Genomic DNA, 16,147 nt, shown 5'->3' with positions numbered 1-16,147 from the left:
CGTCGCGACAGCAGCGGCCGGGCATGCAATCGCTCAGTCGTAGCTGTTGTTCATGCACGGTGAGCTGACCGGCGTCAGCACACTGAAGCTGCTGGCGTACAGCGCGATGATGCAGGTCCCCGGCGCGTCGCTCTGCACGTAGTTGCATTGCTTGCTGTTGCGGCTACGCGAGCTGCCGTCGCTCATCTGGAACGACAGGTTCCAGTAGTCGTTGGAGCCGGTCTGCGCCCGCAGCGGCACGGAGGCGATCGTACCGCCCGGCGGCAGCGACGCCGAAGCGGCCGGATCCATGTAGTTGCCGCAGGTGTGCTTGACGCTGACGTTGTTGATCGTCTGGCCGGTGCAATTGACCACCGTGAAGGTGCCTTGGTACGGCGTGGCGCTGACGCCTTCGGCCAACGCGGGTTTGCTCTTGGTGCCGGCGTTGTCGCGGCTGTCGTCGGATGTGCTCATGGTGCGTCTCCTGGAGAGGCGTGGCGGTATGCGGGGGTGGCATTACGCTAGCGCCGCCGCGAAGAACGCCGCCAGCGTCCGCCGCCGGTTCGCGTAGACAGGTGCAGTGCGTTTGGTAGACGACTTGCAGGCGCGGCGCAGCGTGTAGACGCGCGGCACCTGGCGTTCGCTCAATCCAGGCGTGGCATCGCCTCGGATGATTCATACGCGGCTACCAGGCGCCTTCTTCCGCAGTGCCGCTATCGCGTTCGCCTCGCGCTGCATCTGCGCCTCGCACTTGCCGTCGTTCGACAGGTGCAGATGCTGATGGACGCGTCGACCGTCATCGGCGAACAGCTGCGGCAGGCCATCGCCGAGTGGTCGCCAGAACCAAGCAGGTGCGCAGCCGCCTCGCCACGCAGCCGCGAGCGAAAGCTAGCCCGACCGGCAGGCGTTCGCCGCTAGTGCGGCAAGTCCCACTGCAAGCCGACCGTGTAGCTGCGGTCGGGGCCCGGCTCGTAGTAACGGCCGTTGCCGTCGTTGACGATGACCGAGCCGATGTAGCGGCGATCGAACGCGTTGTCGATGCGCGCGAAGGTGCGCAGGGTGCCGTGCGCGGTGGTCCAGCGCCGCGCCGCTTCCAGGTTGAGCAGGGCGTAGCCGGGCGCGGCCTCGCTGGCCAGGTCGTTGACCACGGTGTCGCCGGCGGCCACGCCCTCCACCGCGAATTGCCAGGCGCGCGGCTGCCACTGCCAGCGCGCGAACAGTTGCTGCTGCGGCACGCCGGGCAGGCGCGTGCCGGCGGCCACCACCGCGGTCGGCCTCGCGCAGCCGCTGCTGGCGCAGGTCAGGTAGGCCTGGCGCACCGTCGCCTGCAGCCAGGTGTAGGCCACCTGCAGTTGCGCACTGGCGCCCAGCGGCAGGGTCAGGCTGGTCTCGGCGCCCTGGCGGCGGGTGCGGCCGATGTTGCGGTAGGTGCTGCGGCCGTTGGTGTTGCTGGCCACCGCCAGCTCGTCCTCGGTGGTGGCGCGGAACAGCGCCGCATCCCAACGGGCGCCGGCGGCGTTGCGCCACTTCGCGCCCAGTTCCAGGTTCTGGCTGCGCGCGGCGTCCAGGTCCAGCGCCAGGCCGGCGCCGCCGTCGCGGCGGTAGCCCAGCTCGTTGAAGGTCGGGGTCTCGAACCCGCGCCCGGCCGAGGCGTAGAGCCGCAGGTCGTCGGTGACGCGGAACACCAGCCCGGCCACCGGCGTGGTCGCGGCATAGTCGGTGCGGCCGCTGTCGTCGGGATTGCGGCCGACGATGTAGGCGTCGTTCGAGCGGAACCGCACCTGGCTGTGGCGCAGCCCGGCCAGCAGCGACCAGCGCTCGGCGAACTGCCACCAGGCCTGGGCGAACTGGTCCACGTTCTCCACCCGGTCCTGCTGGTCGCGGCGCAGCCGGCCCTTCACCCCGAGCGTGCTGCCGACGAAGTTCTCGTAGCCGGTGCGGTGCTGTTGCTGGCGGTCGGCATTGGCGCCGACGGTGAACTGGAACGGGCGGCCGTCCAGTTCGCCCTGCCAGGCCCAGCGCGCGTCGAGGCCGCCATAGTCGCCGTCCAGGTCGATCACGCCGCCGGCATTGAGCGGGTTGCTCTGCGCGCCCACCGGGACCGAGAGGTATTGGGTGACGTCGCGGCGCCCGGCGTAGCCCATCAGCCGCCAGGTCTGCTGGTCCACCTGCTGGGTGAAGATCGCGCCGGCCTGCACCTGGCGGGTGGACTTGCGGGTGTCGAACTGGTCGGCGGCGGCGGTGGCCTGGCGCGGGTCGGCGGCGACCTGGGCGCGGCTCAGGCCCAGCGGATCCTGCGCATCGGGCGCCTCCAGCGCGTTGAGCAGCAGGTCCAGGCGCCGCCCGGGCGCCAGGTCGATGCCGATCTTGGCGTTGAAGGTGGTGCGCTGGGCGTGGCTATGGTCGCGGTAGCCGTCGGTGCTGAAATGGGTGGCCGCCAGGTTGTAGTGGACGTCCCCCTGCTGGCCCAGCGCCTGCGCGCTGAGGGCGGCGGTACCGTGGCTGCCGATCGCACTGCGCATCCGCCACGGATCGTCCGGCTGGCCGTCGGCGCTCCACAGCTGCACCACGCCGCCGGAAGAGTTGCCGTACAGCGCCGAGAACGGCCCGCGCAGCACCTCGACGCGCTCGCTGCCGAACAGGTTGAAGTTGGATAGCTGGCCCTGGCCATCCGGCATCGTCGCCGGGATGCCGTCCAGCAGCAGGCGCACGCCGCGCACGCCGAACGCCGAGCGCGCGCCGAAGCCGCGGATCGACAGCTGGGTGTCCTGCGCATAGTTCTGGCGATCGCGCGCGAGCAGGCCGGGCACCCCGACCAGCGCCTCGGACGCCTGTATGCCGAGGCGGTCGCTGTCGCCCAGGCCGGTCGTGGTCAGCGACGCCGGCAGGTCGAAATCGGCCACGCCGCCGACGCGGGCGGCCTGGACCTGGAGCACTGGCAAGGTGGTGGCCGGATCCTCGCCGGGAGCGGCGTGGACCAGGGGCGACAGCGCCAGGGCGCAGGCCCCGCAGAGCAGGGCGGAGGGCAGGGAAGATGACATGGCCCATCATCGCCCAACTGCCGCCCGGCCGCACCCGGCCAAGCGCGGCAGCGTTTGTTACGATGAGGTGTTTGACCGCGCCGGCTCCGGTCCTTCCGGCCCCCACCTCCGCCACCGAACGAGTACCGCCGTGTCCTTCTTTGCAAACGTGGAACAGGTCCCAGGCGACCCGATCCTGGGCCTGACCGAGGCCTACAACGCCGACTCCCGCCCGACCAAGGTCAACCTGGGCGTGGGCATCTACTACGACGAAAACGGCCGCATCCCGCTGCTGCGCGCGGTGCAGCAGATCGAACAGCAACTGGCGCAGGACGCCAGGCCGCGCGGCTACCTGCCGATCGACGGCCTGCCGGCCTACGACCTGGCCACGCAGAAGCTGCTGTTCGGCGCCGAGTCGCCGCTGCTGGCCGCCGGCCGCGTCGCCACCTCGCAGACCGTCGGCGGCAGCGGTGCGCTGCGCGTGGGCGCGGACCTGCTGAAGAAGCTGCTGTCCACCTCGACCATCGCCATCAGCAACCCGAGCTGGGAGAACCACCGCGCGGTGTTCGGTGCCGCCGGCTTCGACGTGGTCGAGTACACCTATTTCGATCCGGCCAGCCACGGCCTGAATTTCGACGGCATGCTCGCCGACCTGCGCCAGCTCGCCCCCGGCAGCGTGGTGCTGCTGCACGCGTGCTGCCACAACCCGACCGGCGCCGACCTGAGCCAGGCGCAGTGGCGCACCGTGGCCGAGCTGCTGAAGGAACGCAACCTGTTCCCGTTCGTGGACATCGCCTACCAGGGCTTCGACAAGGGCATCGACGCCGACGCCTACGCGGTGCGCCTGCTGGCCGAGGTCGGCATCGACAACTACGTGGTCGCCAGTTCCTACTCCAAGTCGTTCTCGCTGTACGGCGAGCGCGTCGGCGCGCTGTCGGTGGTCTCGGCGAATGCTGCCGAGAGCAAGGCGGTGCAGTCGCAGGTCAAGCGCATCATCCGCACCATCTACTCCAGCCCGTCCACGCACGGCGCCGCGCTGGTCGCCGGGGTGCTCAACAGCCCGGAACTGCGCGCGATGTGGGAGCAGGAACTGACCGAGATGCGCGAGCGCATCCACGCCCTGCGCGCCGGCATGGTGCAGAAGCTGGCCGCCCTAGGCGCGCCGGAGTTCGGCTTCATCCAGCAGCAGGCCGGCATGTTCTCCTACTCGGGCCTGAGCAAGGCGCAGGTGGACCGGCTGCGCGAGGAGTTCGGCATCTACGCGGTCGGCACCGGCCGCATCTGCGTGGCCGCGCTGAGCCAGAAGAACCTGGACTACGTGACCCAGGCCGTGGCGACCGTGCACAAGGGCTGAGCCCTGCGGTCCCGCACCGAGCCGGAAGCGCCTGCGCTTCCGGCTTTTTTTGTGCCTGCATGGTGGCCGTGTCGGCCCGCGCCGGCATGGTCGCGAAACACCATTGATCGAAATCTACCGCGCAACCCGCGACAATGGCGGCCCCCTTCTCACGCAAGGCCGTCCTGCCCATGTCGCGAACGTCGCTGACCCGCTTCCTGATCGAAGAACAGCATGCCGGGCGTATCGGCCCGGAGCTGCGCCAGCTCATCACGATCGTGTCCCGCGCCTGCAAGCGCATCTCCATCGCGGTCAGCAAGGGCGCCCTCGGCGGCGTGCTCGGCGATGCCGGCACCGGCAACGTGCAGGGCGAAGCGCAGAAGAAGCTGGACGTGCTAAGCAACGACATCCTGCTCGAAGCCAACGCCTGGGGCGGCCACCTCGCCGCCTGCGCCTCGGAAGAGATGGACCACTGCCAGCCGGTGCCCGACAAGTACCCCAGCGGCGATTTCCTGCTGCTGTTCGATCCGCTGGACGGCAGCTCCAACATCGACGTCAACGTCTCGGTCGGCACCATCTTCTCGGTGCTGCGCGCGCCCCCAGGCACCGACAAGCCCGGCGACGAGCACTTCCTGCAGCCAGGCACCGCGCAGGTCGCCGCCGGCTACTGCATCTACGGCCCCAGCACGATGCTGGTGCTGACCCTGGGCCACGGCACCCATGCCTTCACCCTGGAGCGCGAGGAAGGCAGCTTCCTGCTGACCCAGGCCGACATGCGCGTCCCCGAGGACACCGCCGAGTTCGCGATCAACATGTCCAACCAGCGCCACTGGGAAGCGCCGATGCAGCAGTACGTGGCCGACCTGCTGGCCGGCAGCGAAGGCGTGCGCGGCAAGAACTTCAACATGCGCTGGATCGCCAGCATGGTCGCCGACGTGCATCGCATCCTCACCCGCGGCGGCATCTTCATCTATCCCTGGGACAAGAAAGACCCAGGCAAGGCCGGCAAGCTACGGCTGATGTACGAAGCCAACCCGATGGGCATGCTGGTGGAGCAGGCCGGCGGCGCCGCCAGCACCGGCCGCGCACGCATCCTCGGCCTGCAGCCGGAGCAACTGCACCAGCGCGTGCCGGTGTTCCTGGGCTCGAAGAACGAAGTGGCCGAGGCGGTGCGGTATCACCTGGAGCACGACAGCCACCACGGCTGAGCGTGGTGGCGCGGCAGCCGCGTGTCCGGGGGCTCTGGACGATGGCGGCTGTCGCCAGCACCGCCGTATCCTCGGTGCCGCATCGCCGGCATGGTCGCGGTCGGTGCAAGGGGAGGCCGCTACAGGCGGCACATTGCGATTGGGGGGCGAGATCGTCCCGTAGCGGCGCAGTCGCTTCGGGGCGGCGTCTTGGTTCGATGGTGTGCGCTCACTGCCGCAGCGCCGATGGCGGTAGAAAACTCAAACAGGGGAAATGCAATGAAACATGTCTTCGGGCTGTTGCTGCTGCTCGTCTCGGGTGTGGCCTGTGCCGACACCACGCAACAGGGGAAGATCACCCGCGTCGTGGTCGAATCCAACTACGCTTCGGTCTGGCTGGAGAACCAGCCGACCAACAACGAGTGCGCGTCCGATGGACGCTGGGTGATCGATTTTTCCGCGGACGCCATCGCCAAGGAAAAGTATTCGGCCATTCTCTCCGCCGCCACGTCCAGGACTCAGGTCGTGCTGCAGTACACGACCAGCGAGGGCTGTGGCGGTTTCGGCGCGAAGAAGATCCACTACGTCGATCTGCTGTACTGATCCCCGACGCTTACCGCGTCCCTGGCCGGGCGCGCGGCGATGCGGCAGGATGCGCCGATCAAGACGAACAGGGAGGTTCCGATGCGCTGGTGCCTGATGCTGGTGGCGATGATGTCGAGCGGAGCGCTGTCGGCCGCCGAACCCTTTCGCATGCAGAACCTCATGCTGCTGCAGCCGGAATCGGTGATGCGCGATCGCGCCGAGAGCGTCGAAGACCTGGCGGCATATGTGAAAGCGCTCAATGCCACGGCGTCGCGCGAACTGGTGCGGGTCGCCACACCCCGACCGGCCGCCGGCTTCGTGGCCGTGGCGGTCCGTCCTGGCGGCCGGTCCCGGGTCTGGCTGGATGTGACACCTGCACTGCCCGATGCGATGGCAAACACGCTGATCACCGCTCTGGAGCGGGTACCGCCATTCCAGGCCAAGGGCGGTGTGGTGGTGTTCGCGCTCAATGTCACGCTGTGGGACGCGCCGCCGACCCAGCGCCAAGATCCATCGCCAGCGGCCTGGCAGCGTGCTGCGGAAGGCGAACAGTCGCCGATCGAAATCGGCGACCTGGTCGATCGGGTCTGGCCAGCGAGTGCGGCGCACTGAGGCGTGGGAGCGGCACTCGTCATGACGCACGACAGTGCGTCTGCTGCGACACCGCTCGTTTGCGCCGCTGGCGACGTGCCGGCGGTTGCCTGACGCCCTGGCTGCGGTAGGGTAGCGGCGTCCGGCGACAGCAGAGCGCGTTGATCGCCGGCGGTCGTCGCGTGCACCTGGTCGTCCCGGGCGGGAGGAACCCCATGAACCAGACCCTCGTCGTGTTGTTCTTCTTCGCCACCGCACCGGTCGCGCTGATGCCCACCGTCATCGCGCTGTTCACCCGCCACCGCTGGCGGCGGCGCATCGTGCTGGTCAACCTGGCGCTGTGGACGCTGCTGTTCTTCGCCGCCCGCAGCTTCACCCTGTACAACTCCAGCCGCTTCGAGCTGCCGACCCTGCTGGCGCTGGCGGTGTGGCTGGCGCTGCTGGGCATCGCGATCCGCGGCACGCCCGGGTCATCCAAGCGCTCCTAGCCATCGACAACGCCCGCACGCCTGGTCGGTGCGCGATGGGCGATCGCGGCGGCGGACCGCGCTCGGTGCACGTTTGCGGTGCCGCAGCGCTCACGACCCTTGCACGCCATCGCGACGTCAGGCCCATCGCGCCCGATCCACAGTGAGGTTTTACTGACGGAGTCGGACCATGTCCCTGCGCGCCTTCGGCCTGAACTGCTCGCTCAAGCGCGGCACTGCGCCCTCGTCCACCCAACGCCTGCTGGATCAGATCCTGCAGGCACTGGCCGCGCACGGCGTGCAGGGCGATTCGGCGCGTGTGGCCGACTTCGACGTGCGCCCCGGCGTACGTGCCGACGAAGGCGACGGCGATGCCTGGCCGCAGCTGCGCCAGCGCGTGCTGGACGCAGACATCGTCGTGCTGGCCACGCCGATCTGGGTCGGTCATCCCTCGAGCCTGGCGCAACGCGTGCTGGAGCGCATGGATGCGTTCCTCGGCGAAATCGGCGACGACGGCGTGTATCCGACCTTCAACCGCGTGGCCATGGTCGCGGTGGTGGGCAACGAGGATGGCGCGCACAAGGTCAGTGCCGATCTCTACCAGGGGCTGACCGACTTCGGTTTCAGCGTCGCCGCCGGCAGCCCGCCTTACTGGGTCGGCGAGGCGATGGGCAGCACCGACTACCAGGACCTGAAGCAGACGCCGAAGGTGCTGGCCGACACCATCAAGACCGCCGCCAGCAACGCCGCGCACCTGGCGCGCCTGCTCAAGGCCAATCCGTACCCGCCGCCGCTGGCCTGAGCGTTCCGCCGCGTCGGAGCGCCAGTGGCACGGAGCCGCTGCGCTGCGGCTGCAACCCTGCGAAATCGCTGGTAAGGTCGCGCGATGTCCGACCTGCATCCCGATTTCATCGAAGTGTTCGATGGCGCCATGTCCCGCGAGGACTGCGCCGCCATCCTGCGCCGCCTGCGCGGCAGCACCCAGTTGCGGCCCGGCGAGGTCGGCAGCGGCGTGTTCCCCGAGCTCAAGCGCAGCCGCGACCTGCGCATCAGCGGCCTGGAACCGTGGCGCGACGTGGAACAGCGGCTGCAGCAGGCCGTGTTCGGCGGGCTGCTCGGCTACCTGCGCAAGTACCCGCAGACCCTGATCTCGCCGCTGATGCTGCAGGTGCCCGGCGCCGACGGCCAGCCGCACCGGCTCGGCGCCGACGATTTCGCCCTGCTCGACGACGCCGCGCTGTCCAACCTGGCGCGCACCTGCCTGCGCCCGGGCGCGATCAACCTGCAGTGGTACGAAGCGGGCGAGGGCGGCTACCCGTACTGGCACTGCGAACTGTACCCGCGCGATCCGAGTGCCGAGACCCTGCACCGGCACCTGCTGTGGACCCTGTACCTCAACGACGATTTCGACGAGGGCGAGACCGAGTTCCTGTTCCAGCAGCGCAAGATCGTCCCGCGCGCCGGCAGCCTGCTGATCGCCCCGACCGCCTTCACCCACACCCACCGCGGCAACCGCCCGCAACGCGGCGACAAGTTCATCGCGACGAGCTGGATCCTGTTCCAGTCGGCGCAGGCGCTTTACGGCAGGGAATAGGGAATGGGGAATGGGGATTCGTCAAAAGCAGGGATTCGGGAGTGGGGATTGGGGATTCGTAAAAGCTGCTTTCTTGGTGGCTGAATTGCAGTGGCTGCGTCGGGCCGCCGCGACGCGCCGCTCTTGCTAATCCCCAATCCCGAATTCCGAATCCCTGCCCCATTACGAATCCCCAATCCCGAATCCCCAATCCCCGCTCAAAACAACACACCCTGCGGCGACGGCGGGCGCGGCGGCAACGGTTTGACGAAGTGGCTGCAGTCCAGGCGGCGGCGCGGGGACTCGGCATAACCCAGCCGCTTGTGCGCCAGCGCGAAGCGCCGTGCCAGCAGGTCGGCGTAGACGCCTTCGCCGCGCATGCGCTTGCCGAAGGTGCTGTCGTAGTCCTTGCCGCCGCGCAGTTGCTGCACCGTGCTCATCACGTGCGCGGCGCGGTCGGGATGGTGCGCCTGCAGCCAGTCGCGGAACAGCGGCGCCACCTCGTGCGGCAGGCGCAGCAGCACGTAGCCGGCGGACTCGGCACCGGCCTCGCGGGCCGCCTCCAGCACCGCTTCCAGCGCGTGATCGTTGATCCACGGGATCACCGGCGCCACCATCACCCCGACCGGCACGCCGGCCTCATGCAGCGTACGCATCGCCCGCAGCCGCGCGTGCGGCGCCGAGGCGCGCGGCTCCAGCCTGGCCGACAGTCGCGGGTCCAGCGAGGTCACGGAGAAGTGCACGCTGACCAGGTTGTCGCGGGCCAGCGGCGCCAGCAGGTCCAGGTCGCGCTCGACCAGCGCGTTCTTGGTGATCAGCGAAAACGGGTGGCGGGTCTCGGCGAAGACCTCGATCAGGCGCCGGGTCAGCTGCAGCTTGCGCTCGATCGGCTGGTAGGCGTCGGTGTTGATGCCCAGCGCGATCGGGCTGGGCACGTAGCCGGGCTTGGCCAGCTCACGGCGCAGCAGCTCTGGGGCATTGGTCTTGGCGAACAGCCGCGTCTCGAAATCCAGCCCCGGCGACAGGTTCAGATAGGCGTGGCTGGGGCGGGCGAAGCAGTAGCTGCAGCCGTGCTCGCAGCCGCGGTACGGGTTCACCGATTGCGCGAACCCCACATCCGGCGACTGGTTGCGGCTGATGATGCTGCGTGCGGTCTCCTCGCTCACCTGGGTGCGCAGGCGCGGGGCAGCGAATTCCTCGCTGTCGTCGGTGTGCCAGCCGTCGTCCTCGGCCTGGCTGACGGTCCGTTCGAAGCGGCCCGGCAGATGGCTGCCGGCGCCGCGGCCCTTGATGGCGGTGCTCATCGGCATAGGCTACGCGGCCGCCGTCTCGGCGGATGCGACGGCACCGACGGCGGCGCTGAATCTTTCAGGCCACGCAGGCAGCTTGGCTAACCTCCGCCCGTTGCCCACGGCGGCGCAGCAGATCGACGTTCCACGGCGGGCCGGGGGCGTGCCGCTCTTCGGCGATGACGCTGCCATTCGCCGAACCGGGGCCTCGTCGCGGGCGCACGCGAACGCCGTCGCCTTGGCGTCACTCGGTTGCCGCGAACGCCTGCTGTCATGCACCCGCAGTGCAGCGCAGGGTCGCAGAGCGGATGGCTGCCAGCGCGCCAGACCGCAAACCCATGCGATCCGGGCAGTCGCCGCGGTGCCGGGCCGGCATCGCCTTCGCCGCAACCTCCGCGTCACCCTCTAGAATCCGCCGATGCTCGTGATCGCGACTCTGCAGAACACCTGGGACCGGCTGACCGGCATCCCGCACATCGGCGCTTACCTCACCGCCGCCTACCTGCTGTACATCCTGTGGCTGAGCGGCTGGATCGTGCTGCAGAAGCGCGAGCCGGCGGCGACGCTGAGCTGGGTGCTGTCGCTGGCCGCCTTGCCCTACCTGGGCTTCGTCATCTACTACCTGCTGGGCCCGCAGAAGGTGAAGCGGCAGCGCCTGCGCCGCGGCCGCTCGCGCTCGGGCATGGAGCACTACAGCAGCGTGTGCCCACCCGACGCCGACTGTACCGAGCTGGCCAAGATCGCCCAGGCCACCACCGGCCTGGCGCCGAGTTCGGCCACCGCGGTGCAGTGGCTGGTCGACGGCGCCGCCACCTACGAGGCGATCGTGCGCGACATCGGTGCCGCCCAGCACCACGTGCACCTGGAGTACTACATTTTCAATCCCGACCGCACCGGCACGCGCATCCGCGACGCGCTGGTCGAGCGCGCCCGCGCCGGGGTGCGGGTGCGCCTGCTGCTGGATGCGGTCGGCTCCTCGCAGGTGCGCAAGCGCTTCCTGCGGCCACTGCTGGAGGCCGGCGCCGAGGTGGCCTGGTTCCATCCCACCCAGTTGCTGCGGCCGTTCAAGTTCAAGCGGCCCTGGGTCAACCTGCGCACCCACCGCAAGATCGTGGTGATCGACGGCCGCATCGCCTTCACCGGCGGCATCAACGTCACCGACGAGGAGAACGAGGCGCTGCGCGCCGACGCCTACCGCGACCTGCACCTGCGCTGCGAGGGCCACGTGGTGCGCAGCCTGCAGCTGGTGTTCGTGGAGGACTGGCTGTACGCCACCCGCCAGGGCCGCGATGCCTTCGACATGGCGCGGATCTGGCCCAGCGACATGCCCAGCCGCGATGCAGGCAGCATCCAGGCGCAGGTGCTGGTCTCGGGGCCGGATTCGTCGTGGGAGAGCATCCACCGCCTGCAGGTGGCGGCGATCTACGAGGCGCAGCGGAGGGTATGGCTGGTCACGCCGTATTTCGTGCCGGGCGAGGCCGCGCGCATGGCGCTGACCTCGGCGGCGCTGGGCGGGCTGGACGTGCGCCTGCTGGTGCCCAAGCGCAGCGATTCGCGGCTGGTGACCTTGGCCGCGCGCTCCTACTTCGACGAACTGCTGCAGGCCGGCGTGCGGATCTACGAGTACGGCCCGCGCATGCTGCATACCAAGGCGCTGATCACCGACGAGGACCTGTGCCTGGTCGGCAGCGCCAACTTCGACAACCGCAGTTTCCGCCTCAACTTCGAGGTCGCCACGCTGTTCCGCGATCGCGGGCTGACCCGGCAACTGGCCGAGCTGCTGGAAGGCGAGATGGCCGACGCGGTGCGCGTGCGCGACGACCGCAAGCGCTCGCTGTGGCGCTACCGGCTGCCGGAGGCGGTGGCACGGCTGACCTCGCCGCTGCTGTAAGCGCGGCGCCCCGGCGCCGGGAGCGGCGCGCGCCGGCCGCCACGCCACGTGGAACCGGCACGCCCGGCGGCGCTACACTGCGCCATCCTTGGGGAGATCGTCATGTACTGGCTCTTTCTGCCGCTCGCACTGGGTGCTTTCGTTCTGGCGTTCACGACGCCGCACATGTGGTTGCTGGTGGTGAGCCTGCTGGCCGCGCTGGCGTTCCTGCTGGCCTGGGCGCGCGGCTGGTACGTGGCCAAGATCGGCGACGCCAGCCAGCGCGATGCCATGCCGATGATCGACCCGGCCGAACTGCGCCGGCTGCGCGAGCAGGCCGAGGCGCGCCGCGCCGCAGCCGCCGCCAGCGACGACGCCGCGGCGCCGTAAGCGCCCGTCGGCGATGACCAAGCTCAGTGTCAACGTCAACAAGATCGCGGTGCTGCGCAATTCGCGCGGCGGCGACCTGCCCAGCGTGCTCGACGCCGCGCGTGCCTGCCTGGACGCCGGCGCGCACGGCATCACCGTGCACCCGCGCCCGGACCGGCGCCACATCCATGCCGAGGACGTGCTGGCGCTGGCCGAACTGACCCGCGAGCGCGGCGTCGAATTCAACATCGAGGGCAACCCGTTCGCGCCGCCGCGTCCCGGCTACCCGGGACTGATCGCCCTGTGCGCGCAGACCCGCCCGGCGCAGGCCACCCTGGTGCCCGACGGCGACGGCCAGCTCACCTCCGACCACGGTTTCGACTTCGGCCGCGACAGCGAGCGTCTGCGCCCGCTGATCGCCGAACTGAAAGCCCTGGGCTGCCGGGTCAGCCTGTTCGTCGATGCCGACAACCCCGACCTGGCGGTGGCGGCCGAACTGGGCGCCGACCGCATCGAGTTGTACACCGGACCCTATGCCGCCGCTTGGGAGCAGGGCGACAGTGCCGCGGCCGCGCCGTTCGCTGCTGCCGCACGCCGCGCGCAGGCTGCCGGGCTCGGCGTAAACGCCGGCCACGATCTGGCCCAGGCCAATCTCGGCGCGTTCCTGGAGACGGTGCCGCAGGTGCTGGAAGTGTCGATCGGCCACGCGCTGATCGGCGAGGCGCTCTACGCCGGGCTCGACGCCACGGTGAAGGCGTATCTGGCGGTGCTGGCCGGGGCACGCTGAGCGAGGCCGGCAGCGCGGCCTGGCTCCCTGGAACTTGCCCGCGTCGCGGGCGCAGCGATCGCGTACAGCAAGGTTGTCGCGATCGGCGCAATCCGATCAACCTGGGCGTTCCGCTGCCTCCCGCAAGCGGAAACGCGCGAGTTCCCGACGCACGCGACGCCACCGGCAATGGTGGCGTCGCACCACAGACCGCCTGTTACTGCACGAAACCGATGCGCTGGACGTCGGCGTTCTTGGCCGCCGCCAGCACCTTGGCCATGGCCTCGTAGTCGGCGTCCGGGCTGGCATCGATGCGCAGTTCGGGCGGATTGCCGGCCGCCTGCGCCATCGCTTCCTGCAGCCGGGGCTGCAGATCGCGCAAGGCCAGCGGCGCGGCATTCCAGAACAACTGGCCACTGGCGTCCAGGCGCAACTGGATCGGGTCCGGTGGCGGCAAGGGCCTGGAAAGTGCCGGCGTCCGCTGCGGCAGGTCCATGGTGATCGTCCGCGTCAGCATCGGCGCGGTGACGATGAAGATGATCAACAGCACCAGCATCACATCGACCAGCGGGGTGACATTGATCTCCGCCAGCGGTCCCCGATTCCCTGCAGCACTGAACGCCATAACCAGCCTCCTGTGGGTGTGGTGTCGCGTCACCAGCCTACACCCGCGGCGCGGCGGGATGCGAGGGGCGGCGACAGGCGGGCAGGCCCGGGAGTGGTCCCGCATCGGACTGCTCAGGCCGGGAGGCGAGCAGGCGAGCGCGAAGCACGCCCGGCCAGGCGGACGAGGCGACGCGCCACACGCAGGACCGCGGGCAGGCATCGTCGCAGCGGGCAGTGCAGCCAACCGTGCACGCACAAAAAAACGCCACCGTTGCCGGTGGCGTTTGCAGTCGCGTCATGACTGAGGTATTGCGGTGAAGCGAATTGCGGTGAAGCTTATTGCTGCACGAAGCCGATCTTCTTCATGTCCGAGTTCTTGGCGGCGGCCAGCACCTTGGCCATCACTTCGTACTCGGAATCCGGATTGGCATCGATGCGCAGTTCCGGCTGGTTGGTCGGATCGCGCTGGACTTCGTTTTCCATCATCTGCGGGAGCGCAGTCACCGCCACCGGGCTGTTGTTCCAGAACACCTGGTTCGACGCATCGATCCGCAGATCGATCGGCGGCGGCGGATCGCGCAACTGCGGCGGCGGGTTGATGACCCGTTGCGGCAGATCCACGTCGATCGGATACGTCATGATCGGCGCGGTCACGATGAAGATGATCAACAGCACCAGCATCACGTCGACCAGCGGCGTGACGTTGATGTCGGCCATGGGACCACGGCCGCCTCCTGAGCTGAACGCCATGGCTCAGTTCCCCTTCTCTTTGGTCGCAACGAAGCCGACGTCCAGCATGCCCTGACTCTGCGCGATCTTGGTGATCTCGTTGATCGTGCGCATCTTGGTGGTGCGGTCGCCACGCAGGTTGAGCGGCGGCTGCGGGGTCTGCTGTGCAGCGGTCGAGAAGCGCGATTCCAGGGCTTCCTTGGAAATCGGCTCATCGTTCCAGTACAGCGACCCGTCCTCCTTGACCGCCAGGGTGATCGGATTCGAACGCTTGTCGTCCTTGTCCGGATCCTGCTTCAAGTTGGCTTGGGGCAGTTCCACCTTGACCTTGTGGGACATCAGCGGTGCCGTGATGATGAAGATGATCAGCAGCACCAGCATCACGTCCACGAGGGGCGTGACGTTGATGTCGGCCATGGGGCCGCCGCTGTTACCACTACTGAAAGCCATAACGGGCTCCGTTAACGTTGCGTGGACGACTTAGCCGGGATCAGCGAACGCGCGAACCGGTGGCGAAGAAGTCGTGCAGGTCGTGAGCGAAGGTGTCGAACTTGGCGATCACCGAGCTGTTGACCTTGCTGAAGAAGTTGAAGGCGAACACGGCCGGGATCGCGACGAACAGACCGATCGCGGTCATGATCAGCGCTTCACCGACCGGGCCGGCCACGGCGTCGATCGAGGCGGAGCCGGTGGCACCGATCTTGATCAGCGCACCGTAGATGCCCCACACCGTACCCAGCAGACCGACGAACGGCGCGGTCGCACCGACGGTCGCCAGCAGGGTCATGCCCGACTGCAGCTTGGTGCTTTCGCGGGTCACGGCCTGACGCAGGGCGCGGTCGACGAACTCCGAACGGCTCAGGGTCTCGCCCAGGCCGGTGCCGGTGCCGGCTTCGGCGCGCTGGTGGTGCGCGGCGGCCTGCGCAGCGTCCAGGGCGATCTTCGAGAACGGCTCGGAGGCCGGCTGCTCTTCCATCGCACGGATGGCGTCCTGGGCGTTCGGGGTGTCCCAGAACAGGCTGGTGACGCGGTCGGCCTGGCTCTTCAGACGGGTGGCGCGGAAGATGTTGATGATCGTCCAGTACCAGGACGAGGCGGACATGATGATCAGGGTGATGAGCACCACCCAGGAGACGGCGAAGTCACCCGGCTTGGAGGTCATTTCGGTGATCAGGTGCTCGAAGCCCATCTGCGACAGGGCGTTCGATGCGTTGTTGCCCCCCGCAGCAGCGGCGATGAAAATTTCCTGCAGCATGACGCTTACCTTTGTTGTGTGTGGTGGTGATGAGGGTGGTGCAAAGAGTAGACAGGGTCTGCGGACCGGCGGTGCGCCGGTCCGCGCAACCTTTGTATCAGTTCAGCGCGAAGTTGACCGGGACGCGGACGCGGCCGGCGGTCTTCTGTCCATTGACGACAGCGGCATTGAACCGCCACTTGCGCGCTGCTTCCATGGCGGCGCGGTCCAGGTCGCGGTTGCGGCTGGATTTCTCGACGGCAACGTTCGTGACGTTACCACTGGCATCGACATCGATGATCAGGATCACCTCGCCCTGCGCGCCCGACCGGAATGCAGCCGGCGGGTACTTCGGCGGGTTCATGTTCTTCGACGAGATATCGACGCTAGCGCTGATGTCCGAGGGTGCGGCCGGCGGCGCAGGCGGCGACGGCGGGGTGGCCACGTCGTTCGGGCGCGGCTCCGGCACGTCGATCACCGGGGCTTCCGGCGGCGGCGGCAGCGGGGTCGGCTTCGGCGGCGCGAGGTTCTTCACCGGCGGCGGCGGAG

General features: G+C 68.9%; 18 protein-coding genes. 10 read left to right on the top strand and 8 right to left on the bottom strand.

The genetic code is table 11. The features are described 5' to 3' along the window. Positions 1-33: 33 nt before the first annotated feature. Both D588_RS0100550 and D588_RS0100545 read right to left on the bottom strand, forming a co-directional pair. Positions 34-453, bottom strand: a complete 420-nt coding sequence (locus D588_RS0100550; protein WP_017910076.1) for a hypothetical protein — start codon at positions 451-453, stop codon at positions 34-36. Between the two features lie 440 nt (positions 454-893). Then, on the bottom strand, positions 894-3,020 hold the full coding sequence (locus D588_RS0100545; RefSeq protein ID WP_026143215.1) for a TonB-dependent receptor: 2,127 nt from the start codon (positions 3,018-3,020) through the stop codon (positions 894-896). Between the two features lie 130 nt (positions 3,021-3,150). Between D588_RS0100545 and D588_RS0100540 the strand changes: the two genes are divergently transcribed. The 7 genes from D588_RS0100540 (at position 3,151) to D588_RS0100510 (ending at position 8,756) form a co-directional block, all read left to right on the top strand. Beyond that, positions 3,151-4,353, top strand: coding sequence for an amino acid aminotransferase (locus D588_RS0100540; RefSeq protein WP_026143214.1), 1,203 nt, complete (start codon positions 3,151-3,153; stop codon positions 4,351-4,353). 170 nt (positions 4,354-4,523) lie between these two features. Further along, the gene (locus D588_RS0100535; RefSeq protein WP_026143213.1) at positions 4,524-5,540 is read left to right on the top strand and encodes a class 1 fructose-bisphosphatase; all 1,017 of its coding nucleotides are present in this window, start codon (positions 4,524-4,526) and stop codon (positions 5,538-5,540) included. A gap of 258 nt (positions 5,541-5,798) precedes the next feature. After that, complete coding sequence (locus D588_RS0100530; protein WP_017910080.1) at positions 5,799-6,122, top strand: hypothetical protein; 324 nt, start codon at positions 5,799-5,801, stop codon at positions 6,120-6,122. A gap of 81 nt (positions 6,123-6,203) precedes the next feature. Further along, positions 6,204-6,716 (top strand): hypothetical protein, encoded by a 513-nt coding sequence (locus D588_RS0100525; RefSeq protein WP_198526716.1) that lies wholly within the window; start codon positions 6,204-6,206, stop codon positions 6,714-6,716. Positions 6,717-6,910: 194 nt separating this feature from the next. Continuing rightward, entirely contained in the window at positions 6,911-7,183 is a 273-nt protein-coding gene (locus D588_RS0100520) for a hypothetical protein (protein WP_017910082.1), read from the top strand. Between the two features lie 169 nt (positions 7,184-7,352). After that, complete coding sequence (locus tag D588_RS0100515; protein WP_017910083.1) at positions 7,353-7,964, top strand: NAD(P)H-dependent oxidoreductase; 612 nt, start codon at positions 7,353-7,355, stop codon at positions 7,962-7,964. A gap of 84 nt (positions 7,965-8,048) precedes the next feature. Next, positions 8,049-8,756 carry a 2OG-Fe(II) oxygenase gene (locus tag D588_RS0100510; RefSeq protein WP_017911286.1) on the top strand — a complete coding sequence of 236 codons (708 nt, stop codon included), beginning with the start codon at positions 8,049-8,051 and terminating at the stop codon, positions 8,754-8,756. 197 nt (positions 8,757-8,953) lie between these two features. Here the strand turns inward: D588_RS0100510 and D588_RS0100505 are convergent, their stop codons facing one another. Then, positions 8,954-10,039, bottom strand: coding sequence for a PA0069 family radical SAM protein (locus D588_RS0100505; RefSeq protein ID WP_026143212.1), 1,086 nt, complete (start codon positions 10,037-10,039; stop codon positions 8,954-8,956). 403 nt (positions 10,040-10,442) lie between these two features. Here D588_RS0100505 and cls point away from each other — a divergent pair, with 403 nt between their 5' ends. The 3 genes from cls (at position 10,443) to D588_RS0100490 (ending at position 13,050) form a co-directional block, all read left to right on the top strand. Then, entirely contained in the window at positions 10,443-11,915 is a 1,473-nt protein-coding gene (cls, locus tag D588_RS0100500) for a cardiolipin synthase (protein ID WP_017914586.1), read from the top strand. Between the two features lie 102 nt (positions 11,916-12,017). Further along, positions 12,018-12,284, top strand: coding sequence for a hypothetical protein (locus D588_RS0100495; protein ID WP_010340662.1), 267 nt, complete (start codon positions 12,018-12,020; stop codon positions 12,282-12,284). Between the two features lie 13 nt (positions 12,285-12,297). After that, entirely contained in the window at positions 12,298-13,050 is a 753-nt protein-coding gene (locus tag D588_RS0100490; protein ID WP_017914585.1) for a pyridoxine 5'-phosphate synthase, read from the top strand. Between the two features lie 196 nt (positions 13,051-13,246). On the opposite strand, the gene D588_RS0100485 is transcribed toward D588_RS0100490, so the two are convergent. From D588_RS0100485 to D588_RS0100465, 5 genes are all read right to left on the bottom strand, one after another. Further along, positions 13,247-13,654: a biopolymer transporter ExbD gene (locus D588_RS0100485; protein ID WP_010340664.1), complete on the bottom strand. Its 408-nt coding sequence runs from the start codon at positions 13,652-13,654 to the stop codon at positions 13,247-13,249. Positions 13,655-13,971: 317 nt separating this feature from the next. After that, positions 13,972-14,385, bottom strand: coding sequence for a biopolymer transporter ExbD (locus D588_RS0100480; protein WP_026143210.1), 414 nt, complete (start codon positions 14,383-14,385; stop codon positions 13,972-13,974). Positions 14,386-14,388: 3 nt separating this feature from the next. After that, the gene (locus tag D588_RS0100475; protein ID WP_010340666.1) at positions 14,389-14,814 is read right to left on the bottom strand and encodes a biopolymer transporter ExbD; all 426 of its coding nucleotides are present in this window, start codon (positions 14,812-14,814) and stop codon (positions 14,389-14,391) included. 40 nt (positions 14,815-14,854) lie between these two features. Next, complete coding sequence (exbB, locus tag D588_RS0100470) at positions 14,855-15,619, bottom strand: TonB-system energizer ExbB (RefSeq protein ID WP_010340667.1); 765 nt, start codon at positions 15,617-15,619, stop codon at positions 14,855-14,857. Positions 15,620-15,716: 97 nt separating this feature from the next. Next, a partial coding sequence (locus tag D588_RS0100465) for an energy transducer TonB (protein WP_017914582.1) occupies positions 15,717-16,147 on the bottom strand: 431 nt, incomplete at its 5' end.

Origin of the sequence: Xanthomonas sp. SHU 308 (genome assembly GCF_000364645.1) — a bacterium.
Lineage (GTDB): Bacteria > Pseudomonadota > Gammaproteobacteria > Xanthomonadales > Xanthomonadaceae > Xanthomonas_A > Xanthomonas_A sontii.
This window is presented reverse-complemented; position numbering and strand designations above follow the sequence as displayed.

Excerpts from the sequence above, each read along its gene's own strand:
- D588_RS0100550 (WP_017910076.1), bottom strand. The coding sequence starts at position 453 with ATGAGCACATCCGACGACAGCCGCGACAACGCCGGCACCAAGAGCAAA.
- D588_RS0100545 (WP_026143215.1), bottom strand. The coding sequence starts at position 3,020 with ATGTCATCTTCCCTGCCCTCCGCCCTGCTCTGCGGGGCCTGCGCCCTG.
- D588_RS0100535 (WP_026143213.1), top strand. The coding sequence starts at position 4,524 with ATGTCGCGAACGTCGCTGACCCGCTTCCTGATCGAAGAACAGCATGCC.
- D588_RS0100530 (WP_017910080.1), top strand. The coding sequence starts at position 5,799 with ATGAAACATGTCTTCGGGCTGTTGCTGCTGCTCGTCTCGGGTGTGGCC.
- D588_RS0100525 (WP_198526716.1), top strand. The coding sequence starts at position 6,204 with ATGCGCTGGTGCCTGATGCTGGTGGCGATGATGTCGAGCGGAGCGCTG.
- D588_RS0100520 (WP_017910082.1), top strand. The coding sequence starts at position 6,911 with ATGAACCAGACCCTCGTCGTGTTGTTCTTCTTCGCCACCGCACCGGTC.
- D588_RS0100515 (WP_017910083.1), top strand. The coding sequence starts at position 7,353 with ATGTCCCTGCGCGCCTTCGGCCTGAACTGCTCGCTCAAGCGCGGCACT.
- D588_RS0100510 (WP_017911286.1), top strand. The coding sequence starts at position 8,049 with ATGTCCGACCTGCATCCCGATTTCATCGAAGTGTTCGATGGCGCCATG.
- D588_RS0100505 (WP_026143212.1), bottom strand. The coding sequence starts at position 10,039 with ATGAGCACCGCCATCAAGGGCCGCGGCGCCGGCAGCCATCTGCCGGGC.
- cls (WP_017914586.1), top strand. The coding sequence starts at position 10,443 with ATGCTCGTGATCGCGACTCTGCAGAACACCTGGGACCGGCTGACCGGC.
- D588_RS0100495 (WP_010340662.1), top strand. The coding sequence starts at position 12,018 with ATGTACTGGCTCTTTCTGCCGCTCGCACTGGGTGCTTTCGTTCTGGCG.
- D588_RS0100490 (WP_017914585.1), top strand. The coding sequence starts at position 12,298 with ATGACCAAGCTCAGTGTCAACGTCAACAAGATCGCGGTGCTGCGCAAT.
- D588_RS0100485 (WP_010340664.1), bottom strand. The coding sequence starts at position 13,654 with ATGGCGTTCAGTGCTGCAGGGAATCGGGGACCGCTGGCGGAGATCAAT.
- D588_RS0100480 (WP_026143210.1), bottom strand. The coding sequence starts at position 14,385 with ATGGCGTTCAGCTCAGGAGGCGGCCGTGGTCCCATGGCCGACATCAAC.
- D588_RS0100475 (WP_010340666.1), bottom strand. The coding sequence starts at position 14,814 with ATGGCTTTCAGTAGTGGTAACAGCGGCGGCCCCATGGCCGACATCAAC.
- exbB (WP_010340667.1), bottom strand. The coding sequence starts at position 15,619 with ATGCTGCAGGAAATTTTCATCGCCGCTGCTGCGGGGGGCAACAACGCA.